At 66.7% G+C, this 14,355-nt stretch carries 5 protein-coding genes; 4 read left to right on the top strand and 1 reads right to left on the bottom strand.

Going from position 1 to position 14,355, the window contains the following annotated elements; all coding sequences use genetic code 11:
• Nucleotides 1-62 precede the first annotated feature (62 nt).
• Nucleotides 63-551: a PaaI family thioesterase gene (locus tag LCL87_RS24545; RefSeq protein WP_225024066.1), complete on the bottom strand. Its 489-nt coding sequence runs from the start codon at nt 549-551 to the stop codon at nt 63-65.
• A 565-nt stretch (nt 552-1,116) separates the two neighbouring features.
• Between LCL87_RS24545 and LCL87_RS24550 the strand changes: the two genes are divergently transcribed.
• The 4 genes from LCL87_RS24550 to LCL87_RS24565 all read left to right on the top strand — a co-directional run bounded on the left by LCL87_RS24550 (nt 1,117) and on the right by LCL87_RS24565 (nt 14,220).
• On the top strand, nt 1,117-4,578 hold the full coding sequence (locus tag LCL87_RS24550) for an Ig-like domain-containing protein (protein WP_225024067.1): 3,462 nt from the start codon (nt 1,117-1,119) through the stop codon (nt 4,576-4,578).
• 888 nt (nt 4,579-5,466) lie between these two features.
• Nucleotides 5,467-9,591: an Ig-like domain-containing protein gene (locus LCL87_RS24555; protein WP_225024068.1), complete on the top strand. Its 4,125-nt coding sequence runs from the start codon at nt 5,467-5,469 to the stop codon at nt 9,589-9,591.
• Between the two features lie 220 nt (nt 9,592-9,811).
• Complete coding sequence (locus LCL87_RS24560) at nt 9,812-12,118, top strand: Ig-like domain-containing protein (RefSeq protein WP_225024069.1); 2,307 nt, start codon at nt 9,812-9,814, stop codon at nt 12,116-12,118.
• Between the two features lie 62 nt (nt 12,119-12,180).
• Nucleotides 12,181-14,220 (top strand): Ig-like domain-containing protein, encoded by a 2,040-nt coding sequence (locus LCL87_RS24565; protein ID WP_225024070.1) that lies wholly within the window; start codon nt 12,181-12,183, stop codon nt 14,218-14,220.
• Nucleotides 14,221-14,355: the final 135 nt, after the last annotated feature.

The raw sequence follows: 14,355 nt of genomic DNA on the forward strand, positions 1-14,355 counted from the left end.
GAATGTCACACGCGTTCAGTCTGAACGAACGTGTGTGACATTCGGCCGACGCGTTTCCGGGGTCAGCGCAGGATCAGGCAGGTGGTCGACGCCGTCGCCAGCAGGCGGTCCTGGCCGTCGCGGACCTCGGCACGGGCGGTCGCGGTGGTGCGGCCGGTGTGCTCCGAAAAACCGTGCACGCGAATGGATCCACCGTCGCCCTTGATGCCGCGGATGTAGCGGACGGTGATGTCGAGGGTGGTATAGCCGACGCCGGCGGGCAGCGTGCTCGACACGGAGAATCCCATCGCGGTATCGATCATCGTGGCGATGACGCCACCGTGGACGCTGCCGACGGCGTTGTACTGCCACTCCTGCGGCTCCGCGGTGATCTCGACGAACCCCTCACGGGAGTCGGTGACGCGAAACCCCAGCGTCGATGCGGTGGGGTGGTGGGGAACCGTGCCGTCGACGAGTCCGCGGACGAACTCGAGACCGCTGAGGTTTCGGTTGGCCTCCGCGATCGGGGTCGGGTCGTTCCAGGTATAGGTGCGCTGACGTTCGGTGGACACGCCCCGGACGGTACTCGGGTCGGCCTCCCCGGGCACTCGACGAATACTAGAATTCAATTCAGAAATTGAACCGGACTCGGGTTGCATTCAATTATTTGTTCGGTCGGAGATGTGCAATGAGGGCGTTTCGCCTGGGCCTGATCTCGCGACGACTCGGGGTTCCGGTGTGTGAAGTGCCGATATTCAGCTACCCGTAAGAGCGAGGGGTTAATTCGGGGGTGAAAGATCTCCGCCAGTCTGTAAACCCAAAATCAGACATGGTACTGGACTAGTGTCCATAACTGTTAGTGCAGTTGAAGCCCGCAACGCACCCGACTTCGGGCGGCGGCGGCGGGCGGTGCGAGCCGACTTTCATTACTGGACAGTAGTCAAGCTCCGGAGTCGGCTAACTATCAGCAACATTTGGACGTTTGATTCGCAAAAGTGATACGCCGATGTAACGGCGTCGTTATGGTGTATCGACCTATGCGGATTCCCTCCCCCAACCGCAGCTTCTGAAAAGGAAGTATGTATGCAGAATTCGATACTCAGGCGCTGTGCCGCCCCTGTAACAGGCGCAGCGCTCGTGGCAGGCGTGATGTTGGTCGGTGCCCCGGCCAATGCGGTGACCGCCACGGTCAGCTTCAAGAACACCTGCAAGGCGAGCGCCATCATCACGGTGGACAAGACCGCCGATACGGGAATGACGATCGATGCGCCTGCATCTGTGGCTGCGGGCGCCACGTTTACCTACCGGATACAGCCAAGTGCGGGGTCGATCCCTGACAAGGAGTCAATCGCGACGACGGGCGACATCGTCCGAATGAAGGTCGACTACGCGATACCGGACAACGCCACCTTCGTCAGTGCTGCCGTGGTACCCGGCACGGCGACCGCCAACATCGACAACGCCAGCGGCGGTGACCTGAGTGTGTTGCGAGTCAACGACTCGGGTTCGGCCGACGCCAACGGCAGCATCTTGCGGCTGTCCGGAAGCAATCAGCTGATCGCAAACAGTCCATCGACCGGGACGAGCGATGCAGGCATGCGCGTGCGCAAGACGAAGACCGATCTCAGTGGAAACCCCACCGGCGGTGACACATGGTTCCGCCTGCCCGCGATCGACGTCACGATCACCGCGAACTCGCCTGGTGTGATCCAGCCGAAGGTGCGCACATCCGGGTCGGCCGCCACCTACGGAAACGATCAGAACTACTACACGTTCCAGGCGAAGTCGAGCGCCGGAAACGCGCCGACCAGGTGTACACCGCGTGACGGCAAGAGCAGTGCACTGAACGCCGGTGCCGGCCCGCTCGCAACGATCAACGTCGTTGCCGCGCAAGTGTCGACCACGACGACCCTGACGGCTCCGGGCACCGCGGAGACCGGTGCCCCGGTCACGCTGGCCGCCGATGTCGCGCCCAACAACGCGACGGGCTCGGTGCAGTTCAAGGACAACGGCACCGACATCGGTTCGCCGGTGACGGTGGCCGGTGGCACTGCCAGCCTGGACCACACTTTCACCACGGCCGGTTCGCATTCGATCACCGCGGTGTTCACCGCGACCGGTAACTTCACCGGATCGACGTCGGCGGCTTCGGTCGTGGCCGTGACCGACCCGACTCCGGTCGACGTCGAGACCACGCTGGGGCTGACGGTTCCGCAGAACGCGGAGACCGGCGCGGTTGTCGATCTGACTGCCAACGTGACCCCGTCGAACGCGCAGGGCACGGTCCAGTTCAAGGACAACGGCACCAACATCGGATCCCTCGTGACGGTGGCGGCCGGCGCGGCGACGCTGTCCCACCCGTTCGCGGCGGCCGGTTCGCACAGCATCACTGCCGAGTTCACGGGCGCACCCGGCTTCACGGGTTCGGTCGCAGGTGCCCAGACCGTGACGGTCACCGACCCGGTGGTCCCGGATGTGGAGACCACCACGACGGTGTCGGCTCCGGCCAATGCCGCGACGGGCGCCTCGATCACGCTCACGGCCAACGTCGCACCCATCAACGCGTCCGGCACGGTCCAGTTCACCGCTAACGGCTCCGACATCGGTTCGCCCGCGACGGTGTCGAACGGTGTTGCGACGCTGCAGCACACGTTCTCCGCCGCCGGTGTCCAGGCGATCGGCGCCGTGTTCTCGGGTGACGCCGGATTCGCCGGCTCGACCGCGACGCAGACGCAAAACGTCACCGTGACGGATTCGGATGTCGCCACCACGACGTCGCTGACTGTTCCGCAGAACGCTGAGACGGGAACGGCCGTCGATCTGACGGCGAATGTGCTGCCTGCCGGCGCGACTGGCGCGGTGCAGTTCCAGGACAACGGCACGGATATCGGCGATGCCGTGACGGTGTCGAACGGTGTCGCAACCCTGTCGCATGCCTTCACGACGGCAGGTTCGCACAGCATCACCGCCAGCTTCAGCGGCGGTGCGGGGTTTGCGGGTTCGGCGGCTTCGGCTCAGACCGTGACGGTCACCGACCCGGCGGTTCCGGACACCGAGACCACGACGACGGTGACGGTCCCTGACACGGCTGAGACCGGTGCTTCGGTGACGCTGTCCGCAGCGGTGGCTCCGGTCCCGACTGGCGGCACGGTGCAGTTCAAGGTTGCCGGTGCCAACGTCGGCACTCCGGTGAACGTCGACGGATCGGGCCACGCGACGATGCCGTACACGTTCAATGCAGCTGGCGCATACGATGTTTCGGCCGTGTACTCGGGTACCGCCGGGTTCGCGACGTCGACCGCGTCCGCGCAGTCGGTGACGGTGTCGGATCCGGTTGTGCCGGATACACAGACGGCGACGACGGTGTCGGTGCCAGCGACTGCTGAGACGGGTGCGTCGGTGATGCTGTCGGCTGAGGTGGCTCCGGTTCCGTCCGGTGGCACGGTGCAGTTCAAGGTTGCCGGTGCCAACGTCGGCACTCCGGTGAACGTCAATGCCTCGGGTAACGCGACAATGCCGTACACGTTCAATGCGGCTGGTTCGTTCGCGGTGACGGCGGAGTTCTCGGGTACCAGCGGGTTCGCGGCCTCGACTGCGGGTGCGCAGACCGTGACGGTGTCCGATCCGGCTCCGTCGGATGTGGAGACGGCTCTGGAGCTGCAGGTTCCGGCTACGGCCGAGACCGGTGCCGACGTGGATCTGACCGCGACGGTGGCTCCGTCAAATGCTGCTGGCACGGTACAGTTCTCGGTGGACGGTAGCCCGGTCGGTGCTCCGGTGACGGTGTCCGGTGGTACCGCGACGCTGTCCTACCCGTTCGCTTCGGCCGGCACGAAGTCGGTGACCGCGGTGTTCACCGGTGGTGCAGGCTTCTTGAACTCGGCTGCGGGTGCGCAGTCGGTGACGGTCTCCGATCCGATCCCGGTCGATGTCGTCACCACGACGATGCTGAACGTGCCGGGTAACGCCAAGACCGGTGAGGCCGAGAACCTGTACGCCACCGTGTTCAACTCCACGACCTCGGAGGTCGTGCCGAGCGGCGGCACCGTCGAGTTCTTCGACGGCGCAACGTCGCTCGGAACCGCTCCGGTGGTCGACGGTGTCGCCACGCTGTCGCACACCTTCACCACCGCCGGTACCCATAGCATCACCGCGACATTCAGTGGTGCCACCGGGTTCGCCGGATCCGATGCCGCGGCCAAGCAGGTCTCGGTCACGGTCCCGACGCCGGTGGACGTCGAGACGGCCACCGTCCTGACGGTGCCGGCCAACGCGGCCAAGGGTGCAGCGGTGCAGCTGTCGGTTCAGGTGACCGGTGCCGGTAATGCGCCGGTCAGTGGTACCGTCCAGTTCTTCGACGGGACCACCCCGATCGGGGACGCGGTGCAGGTTGTCAACGGCGTCGCGGTTCTGAACCACACCTTCACCACGGCGGGTGCCCACAGCATCCACGCGGTGTTCAGCGGTGGTCAGGGCGTCGCGGACTCGACCTCGGGTTCGCAGACGATCCAGGTCACCGGCGGCAGCACGGGCGGGGGCCTGGGCAGCCTGAGCGGAATCTTGGGGGGCCTGCTCGGCAACCTGAACTTCGGCTCGTAAGTAGCACCTGACGGTTGGGTGAGGTCCCGCCTCCACACGGAGGCGGGGCCTCACCCGATGTCGTTCATCGATGAGGTGGGTCGGCTGAACACCTCTGCGGTTCACGAGTTCTGTTGCGTAGGAGTAGAACAGGGCGGCTACGAACTCTGCTCGACAGCCTGAGCGGATTCTGCTTCGGTTCTTTGTTTAACGAGTGAAAGCCTACGACCCCCCAGCGTAGTGTAGGGCGGGCCACAGACGTTTCCGGCCAATCGCCCGCGACTTGGACGTTTGTCCGATAGAGTTCGACTCGCATTTCAGACGCGGAGTCGGGCTGCGGATTGGCTGTAGGGGTGGCGTGGGCCCTGCAGCGCGCCCCAGTTCGGTACTCATCGGCGCAGTGTCCCAGGTCGAAACCTGATCCGTTGAGTTGACGGCCGTCGTCCGTCGTCGAAGGGGAAGTGCATGGTTGGCAGGGGATTGCGCCGAGTAGTCGGCGGAATAAGTGTTTTCGCGATGGCCGCGGGATTCATGGCAATGACGGGCGCCGAGGCGGTGGGTGCTGTCGTCAATTCGCCGGTGTCCTGGTCGGATGGCAACAGCTCGTTCACACGTAGCGTCAGCAATACGACGCCGGCCGAGGGCGAGGTCGTCACGGTCTCGACCAAGTTCGAGCGAGGCATTTCCGTCGAGTATGTCCAGGCAGTCAAGGACATTCATCCGACGTGCCTGACGTATGTAGACGGCTCCGCGAAGGTCGGGGGTTCGACCATCGGGGTCGAGAGTATGGCCGCCGACTTCGTACGAGTCGCAGGTAGCTGGGATGTCCGACCGTACGTCGAACCCAAATCGCGAACGTTCTCGTTCTCGTATCTCGTAGGTGCGAATTGCGATCGGAATACTCCGCTGATGACGACCATGCATTACTCGGGAAGTCTCGGCAGCGGCACGTACCAGGACAAGGGTCCGACCATTTCCGTCCTGAAGACCACCACGACATCGCTGGCGTCGGTTGCCACACCGATGCTGACCGGGCAGGCGGTCACGCTGACCGCGACGGTCACCAACGGCGCACAGGGCAATCCAGTCGAGTTCTACGACGGATCGACGAAGCTCGGTGAGGGCACGCTGAACGCCGTGGGAGTCGGCACGTTCGTGTGGACGCCGACGACGGTGGGCGCACGGAGCCTGACTGCGAAATTCCCGCGAACGACGCTCGCAAACGTGTCGCAGTCGGCAGCGCAGAACGTGCAGGTGACTGCCCCCGTGTCCACCGGCGTCTCGGTGACGGCCCCGGGGACCGCAGTGACGGGCACGCCGGTGACACTGTCGGCATCGGTGACCCCGCCGAATGCCGCGGGTACGGTGCAGTTCAAGGACAATGGGACGAACATTGGTAATCCGGTGACGGTCGCGGGCGGCCAGGCGATACTGCCGCACACGTTCACGACCACGGGCGTGCACAGCATCACCGCCGACTTCATCGCAGGGTCAGGGTTCGTGAACTCGTCGGCGCCGGCACAGACGGTGACGGTGAACGCCCCCACATCGACAACGCTGCAGGCGCCGACATCCGCGACGACGGGCACACCGGTGACGCTGTCGGCGTCGGTGACTCCGACGAATGCCGCGGGTACGGTGCAGTTCAAGGACAACGGAACGGACATCGGTACTCCGGTCGCTGTTGCCAGCGGCGCGGCGAGCCTGCCGCACACGTTCACGACCGGCGGCGCGCACGCCATCACCGCGGTGTTCACCGGTAACGCGGGATTCGCGGGATCGACCGCGCCCGCACAGACCGTGAACGTGAGCGTTCCCGACGTTGCTACCTCGACGACGCTGACGGTGCCGCAGACTGCGCAGACCAATCAGTCCGTCACGCTGTCCGCAACTGTTGCGCCGACGCCCACGTCCGGCACGGTCCAGTTCAAGGACGGAAGCACGAACATCGGTGCACCGGTTGCCCTGGTGAACGGTGTTGCGACGCTGCCGCACTCCTTCGCGTCGGCCGGTTCGCCGTCGATCACTGCAGAGTTCAGCGGGTCGACCGGCTTCGCGTCGTCGGTCTCCGCGGCGCAGTCCGTGACCGTCACGGAACCGGATGTCGAGACGTCGCTGTCGGTGACGGCGCCGGCTTCGGCTACGACCGGTTCGTCGGTGGATCTGACGGCGACGGTGTCGCCGTCGGGCGCGCAGGGCACGGTGCAGTTCAAGGTCAACGGCAGCCCGGTGGGTGCGCCGCAGACGGTGTCCGGTGGCGCGGCAAGCCTGCCGTACACGTTCAACGCGGCTGGTTCGTTCGCGGTGACGGCCGAGTTCGCCGGTGCTGCCGGGTTCACGAACGCAACGGCTGCTGCTCAGGCCGTGACGGTGTCCGTTCCGGATGCGGTCACGTCGTTGACGCTGGATGTTCCGGCTACCGCGGTCACCGGTACCTCGGTGAACCTGACGGCGGCGGTCTCGCCGTCCGGTGCACAGGGCGCCGTGCAGTTCACGGACGGCGGCACTCCGATCGGTGCTCCGGTTCCGGTGGTGAATGGTGTTGCGACGCTGCCGTACACGTTCAGTGGTTCGGGTTCGCACAGCATCGGTGCATCGTTCACGGGTGCTCCCGGCTTCGCGGATGCTTCTGCGACGTCGCCGGGGTCGATCGAGGTCAGTGATCCGGATCAGCAGACGACGACCACGGTGTCGGTGCCGGCTACAGCCCAGACGGGCACGGCGGTGACGCTGGAGGCGACGGTCGCTCCGGTTCCGACCGGTGGCACTGTGCAGTTCAAGGTCGGCGGCGTCGATGTCGGTGCGCCGCAGACGGTTTCGGTTGGTGCGGCGAGCCTGCCGTGGACGTTCAATGCCGCGGGTTCGTTCGAGGTGACGGCCGTGTACTCGGGTGTGACCGGTTTCGAGGGTTCGACGTCGGCTCCACAGTCGGTGACGGTGACCGTTCCGGATGTGGTGACGTCCTTGACGCTGGATGTTCCGGCGACGGCGGTCACGGGCGCCTCGGTGAACCTGACGGCGGCGGTCTCGCCGTCCGGTGCGCAGGGCGCCGTGCAGTTCACGGACGGCGGCACTCCGATCGGTGCTCCGGTTCCGGTGGTGAATGGTGTTGCGACGCTGCCGTACACGTTCAGTGGTTCGGGTTCGCACAGCATCGGTGCATCGTTCACCGGCGGTCCGGGCTTCGCAGATGCTTCTGCGACGTCGCCAGCATCCATCGTGGTCAGTGACCCGGATCAGCAGACGACGACCGCGGTGACGGTGCCGGGTACGGCCCAGACGGGCACGGTGGTCACGCTGGAAGCGACCGTTGCCCCGGCTCCGACCGGTGGCACGGTGCAGTTCAAGGTCGACGGCAACCCGGTGGGTGCGCCGCAGGCGGTCTCGGGCGGTGCGGCGAGCCTGCCGTGGACGTTCGACGCTGCGGGTTCGTTCGCTGTGACGGCCGTGTTCTCGGGTGCGACCGGTTTCGAGGGTTCGACGTCGGCTCCTCAGTCGGTGACGGTGTCGGCTCCGGACGTCACGACGTCGCTGTCGGTGACTGCTCCCGCTACGGCCACCACCGGTGAGTCGGTGGACTTCTCGGCGACGGTGTCGCCGGCGAATGCGCAGGGCTCGGTGCAGTTCATGATCGGTGGCGTGGCCGTCGGTGCTCCGCAGACTGTGTCCGGTGGTGCGGCCTCGCTGCCGCACATCTTCAACGCCGCCGGTTCGTTCGCGGTGACGGCGGAGTTCTCGGGTGCTGCCGGGTTCACGGATTCGGTTGCGTCGGCGCAGAACGTGACCGTGTCGGTTCCGGACCAGCAGACGTCACTGACGGTCGAGGTTCCGGGTTCGGCGGCGACCGGTTCGTCGGTGAACCTGGTGGCGAATCTGACGCCGCCGAATGCTCAGGGCACGGTGCAGTTCACCGACAACGGCACTCCGATCGGTGCTCCGGCTCTGGTGGTGAATGGTGTTGCGACGCTGCCGCACACGTTTGCAGCGGGTTCGCACAGCATCGGTGCTTCGTTCACGGGTGGTCCGGGCTTCGCGGATGCGTCGGCGACCGTCCCGGGATCGATCGTGGTGTCCGACCCAGATCAGCAGACGTCGCTGTCGGTGACTGCGCCGGCCACGGCCACGACCGGTGATTCGGTGGACTTCTCGGCGACGGTGTCGCCGGCGAATGCGCAGGGCACGGTGCAGTTCAAGATCGGTGGCGTGGCCGTCGGTGCTCCGCAGACCGTGTCCGCTGGTGCGGCGAGCCTGTCGCACACGTTCAACACGGCTGGCACGTTCGCGGTGACGGCTGAGTTCACCGGTGCTGCCGGGTTCACGAACTCGACTGCGGGTGCGCAAACCGTGACGGTCACGGACCCGGCCCCGGTCGATGTCGCGACGTCAACTCTGGTCGGTGCTCCGGGTTCGGCGACGACGGGTGTGGAGACGACACTGTCGGTGACGGTGCAGGCGCAGACGGGCACGGCGGTGCCGACCGGTTCGGTGCAGTTCCGTGAGAACGGAAGCCCGATCGGGTCGCCGGTGACGCTGGTGAACGGCGCCGCCTCGATCGGCCACACGTTCACTTCGGTGGGCACGCGCCAGGTTTCCGCGGTGTACACCGCGGACGCCGGGTTCGTGGGGTCGACGTCGGTCGACCGTCCGGTGACGGTGTCCGCTCCGAATCCGTCGGATGTGGTGTCGTCGGTGGTGATCGCGTCGACGCAGGCGCCGACGGCGGGCACGCCATACGTGTTGAAGGCGCAGGTGATCGGTGCGGCGTCGTTGCCGGGCACGGTGCAGTTCTTCGACGGTGGCGTGGCGATCGGTGCTCCGGTGCCGGTGGTCGACGGCTTCGCCGAGATCACGCACACCTTCACCCAGAGTGGGCCGCGTCTGATTCATGCGGTGTACTCGGGTGGTACGGGGGTGGCGGGGTCGACGTCGGAGACCCAGACCCTCGAGGTGGCGCAGTCCGGCGGCGGTGACACGGGTGGGTCGCTGGACTTCGGATCGCTCGGCAGCCTGAGCGGGTTGAGGTTCGGTTCCTGATGGTCTGACCGCAGTCTGACCGCACAAAGGGTGTGCTCCTGCCGAAAGGCAGGGGCACACCCTTTTGTCGTTCCGGGCGGGGGCGTCTTCGAGAGATCCGAGAATTAATTGGACACTTGTCCTGCAAAACTGACACACGTACCAGTTTTGACGTCTATCGTGCTCGGCTTGGGAGCTTCGATTCCGCGGCATCCCTCAATCGTTTGTTTCAGGGAGTGCGATGAGTTCCTCGTTACGGAGACGCTGCGCAGCGGCGTTCACCGGTTCCGTGCTGTTATCCGGATCGTTCCTGCTCGCCCAACCGGTGAACGCCGCACCGTCAACGGTCGACTTCAAGACCACGTGCCGGGCCAACGCCATCAAGACTGTCGACAAGATCACCCAAAGTTCCGTCGCCGTCGATGCGCCCGCGACCGTTGCGCCGGGTGAGCAGTTCACCTTCCGGCTGCAGACGAACGGTCAGGCCTACCCGAACTCCGATTCGGGTGCGACCACGACGAGCCTGTCCCGGCTCAAGAACGACTTCGAGATCCCCGCGAACGCTACCTTCGTCAGCGCGACGATCGTGCCGAACTCCGGCATCAACATCGACGGCGTGGCACCGAGCGTGATCCGCGTGGGCGACAACGGCCTTGCCGATCCGAACGGTCCGATCCTGCGGATCTCCGGAAACAACGAGGTCATCGGCAACGGTGCGTCCACCAGCACCAACAGCGAGGGCGGCATCCGGGCACCCAAGTGGAAGAAGAACCTCGACGGCAGTACGAATGGGTCCGGCGACTCGTGGTTCCGGATGCCCGCCATCGACGTGACGATGGTGGCCGGCCAATCCGGCGTCGTCCAGCCCAAGATTCGCACCAGCGGCGACGCCGGCAGCTTCAACAACGACAGGAACTTCAGTACCCAGCTCGCGCGCGCGTCGTTCCTGGGTGACCAGTGGGCGCCCACCAAGTGCAGTCCACGAGATTCCACTTCGGCCGGACTCAACGCCGGCGCCGGCCCGCTGGCGACCATTCGGATCGCCGTGCCGGACGCCGCGACCACCACGACGCTCACCGTCCCGGACACCGCCGCGACCGGCACGGCCGTGCAGCTCACCGCGACGGTGGCGCCCGCAGGGGCGTCCGGCACCGTGCAGTTCAAGGACGACGGCACGAACATCGGCGCGGCCGTGCCCGTGACCAACGGGTCGGCGAGCCTGACGTACGCATTCGGATCGCTCGGCGCCCACAGCATCACGGCGGTCTACTCGGGTTCTTCCGGGTTCGCGTCGTCGACGTCGGAGGCTCGGACGGTGACGGTGACGCCGCCGGTAGTGGCCACGACGACGACGGTCACGGTGCCGCCGACCGCCACCACCGGGCTTGCGGTGGATCTTGTTGCGGCCGTGAGCCCGGCCGGTGCCACAGGTACGGTGCAGTTCAAGGACGGCGCCGCGAACCTCGGGGCACCGGTTCCCGTCGCCGGCGGTGTCGCGACACTGTCGCACGCCTTCGCAGCGACCGGCGCCCACAGCGTCACCGCGGTCTACTCGGGCGGCACCGGCTTCGCCCCGTCGACGTCGACCGCGCGGACGGTGACGGTGTCGGAGCCCATGCCCGACGCCGTCGCGACCACCACCACGCTGACCGCCCCCGCCACCGCGGAGGTCGGGACGGCGGTCACATTCTCGGCCACCGTATCCCCGACACCTGTCGACGGCACCGTGCAGTTCCGGGACGGCGCGACGAACCTCGGTTCGCCGGTGCTCGTTTCGGGCGGGGTCGCCAGCCTGTCCCATGCCTTCGCCCGGGGTGGATCGCACGTGATCACCGCGGTCTACAGTGGCGGCGTGGGCTCGCTCGGCTCGGCGGCGACCTCGAAGACCGTGGCCGTAACGGCGTCGAACATCGGCACCGTCACCCTGCTCAACGCGCCCGGTGAGGCGAAGGCCGGTCAGTCGGTGGACCTGTGGGCCAGCGTGTTCGACCTGGTCGACGGAGCCCCCGCGCCGGCCGGCGGCACCGTGCAGTTCCGTGACGGCGCCACGTCGATCGGAAACGCGATCCCCGTCGTCGACGGCTTCGCCAAGCTGACGCACACCTTCGGTGCGACAGGCGCCCACTCGATCACGGCTGTCTTCACCGGATTCGGCGCCTACACGGCCTCGACGGCGGACGGCCAGGGCATCAACGTGACCCTCGCGTCGGTCGCGGATCTCGCGACGGCCACCGAGTTGGTGCTGCCCCGCACCGGCACACCGGGCACGCCCGTGACCCTGTCGGCGCGGGTCGTCGCCCCGCAGACCCCGCGCGGCACCGTGCAGTTCTTCGATGGCGACAAGCCGCTCGGTGAGGCCGTCGATCTCGTCGACGGGCGTGCGAGCCTCATCCACGCGTTCAGCGGAACCGGCTCGCACACGATCACCGCGAAGTACAGCGGGGCAGAGGGATTCATCGCGTCGGCTTCGGTCCCGGGCACGCTTTCGATCGCCACTCCGGGCGGAACCACGGGTGGCGGCACCGGCAGCCTCTCGTTCGGCTCGTGACGGCGGAGACGACAATGCGACAGCGAAACGCCGAGACGGCGCGAGAAGAACGGACGATCAGCATGACGAGCAGGACCAGGCGGCGACTGACCGCCGCGGCGGGGGTGGCCGCGCTGTCGGTGGCTCTCACAGCGACCTTGGGGTCGGGGGTGGCGGATGCGGTCGCGGTGACCGAAGGGAAGTACACCTTCACCCGCACCACCGATGTCGATTCGCCGCGCGTGGGTGAGACCGTCACCTACACGACAGTGGTGTCGAAGACCGGCGTCGACGGCTACATCAACACTCTCGTCGACGTGCATCCGGCATGTCTCACGTATGTTGCCGGTTCCGCCAAGGTGACCGTCTTCAAGGTCGGCTCCGGGCAGACCGAGTCGTCGGCGGACCCGGAGGTCGGCGCGACCACGACCAAGGTGACTTCCGGAGGCTGGCTGGTGAATTCGAGTAATTCGCTGACGCTGAAGGCCAGCTATCGGGTGTCCGATAGCTGCGCGATCGGTGCGGCGGGCAGCGGCATGACCGCGAAGGGCACCGTGATGGGGAACGGATTCCAGTCGTCGACGGACCAGTCCTCGATGGGCCCGTCGGTGACCGTGCGCCAGGCGACGACGTCGACGACCGTGACGGCACCGCCGACTGCCCTGACGGGCACATCTGTCACCCTGTCCGCTGCAGTCGATCCCGCGACGGCAACCGGTACCTTGCAGTTCAAGGACAACGGTACGAACATCGGCGTCCCGGTTTCCGTGGCATCGGGCGCGGCATCGATGCCGTACACCTTCACGGGCCCGGGTGCGCACAGCATCACCGCGGTGTACTCGGGTGCCACGGCATACGAGGGATCCACCTCGGCCGCACGGACGGTGAACGTGTCGGTGCCGGACGTTCCGACCACCACCTCGCTGACGGTCCCCCCGAGTGCTCTCACCGGAACGTCGGTGACATTGTCCGCGGAAGTGGCCCCGAGTAACGCGTCGGGCACGGTGCAGTTCACGGACGGAAACACGAACCTCGGTGCACCGGTAACCGTTTCGGGCGGCGTCGCCACGTTGCCGCACACGTTCACGACGGCGGGCACGCACCCGATCTCCGCGGTGTTCACCGGAGCCGGCTTCGTAACCTCCACGGCCGGACCGCAGGCGGTCACGGTGACGGTTCCCGATCTGGCCACGACCACCACGGTAAGCGCGCCGGCGTCGGCGCAGACCGGTGCGCCGGTGGCGCTGTCGGCGTCGATCAGCCCGGCACCGAACGGTGGCACGGTGCAGTTCAAGGACGGTGTCACGCTGATCGGCGGACCGATCGATATCGCTGACGGCACGGCAACGCTCGAGCACACGTTCGCATCCGTCGGTAGCCACTCCATCACCGCGGCGTACTCGGGCGCAGCAGGATTCGAGCCGTCGGGTTCGGTCGCCAGGTCCGTGTCCGTGACGGATCCGGTGGTCACCCTGCGGAGCACCGTCACCTTGCTCAGCGTGCCCGGCGAGGCCAAGACCGGTGCAATCACCGATCTGTGGGTGACCGTTCGCAATTCGGCCGGTGCTCCCGTCGACGGCGGCACCGTCCAGTTCCGTGACGGCGGCCAGGAGATCGGAGACCCGGTTGCGGTGAATGCGGGCGTCGCACGTCTGCCGCACACGTTCACCGTGGCGGGCGCGCACTCCGTCTCGGCGGTGTTCTCGGGCGTCCCCGCGCTGGACGGTTCGACGGCGGCCACGCGCATCGTGAACGTGACGACCCCGGCGTCGACCGATGCCGAGACCGCGACGGCGCTGACCGTGCCGGCCTCGGCGGCCAGTGGCGCCACGGTGACGCTGTGGGCATCCGCGGTGTCGTCGGGCCCGGTTCGCGGGACGATCCAGTTCTTCGACGGCGCCACCCCGATCAGTGAGGCGGTGGAACTGGTCGACGGCGTCGCGACGCTGGAACACTCCTTCACCACATCCGGTGCGCACGCGATCACCGCGGTCTACTCGGGTGCGGAGGGGTTGAGGGGGTCGACCTCCGAGGCGCGGACCGTCGACGTCACCGCCATCGATTCGACGCCGGGAGGCACCACGGGAACCGGCAGTCTCGCCGGGCTGCCCTTCGGCTCCTGAGGGAATGGGGGCGGACGTGTGAGCGTCCGCCCCCAGCCCGTCTGTAACGAAAACTGTCCGATCTTGGACGTTTGTTCTATAAAGTCCGAAAGGCTCGGTGCGCCGCAATCGCGGGACATCGAGCGCTGTCGAACA

Source organism: Prescottella equi, from assembly GCF_020171745.1.
GTDB classification, from domain to species: Bacteria; Actinomycetota; Actinomycetes; order Mycobacteriales; family Mycobacteriaceae; genus Prescottella; species Prescottella equi_A.

Bases quoted from the DNA above. Each gene is read 5' to 3' on its own strand.
- LCL87_RS24560 (WP_225024069.1), top strand. From the start codon at position 9,812: ATGAGTTCCTCGTTACGGAGACGCTGCGCAGCGGCGTTCACCGGTTCC.
- LCL87_RS24555 (WP_225024068.1), top strand. From the start codon at position 5,467: ATGACGACCATGCATTACTCGGGAAGTCTCGGCAGCGGCACGTACCAG.
- LCL87_RS24565 (WP_225024070.1), top strand. From the start codon at position 12,181: ATGACGAGCAGGACCAGGCGGCGACTGACCGCCGCGGCGGGGGTGGCC.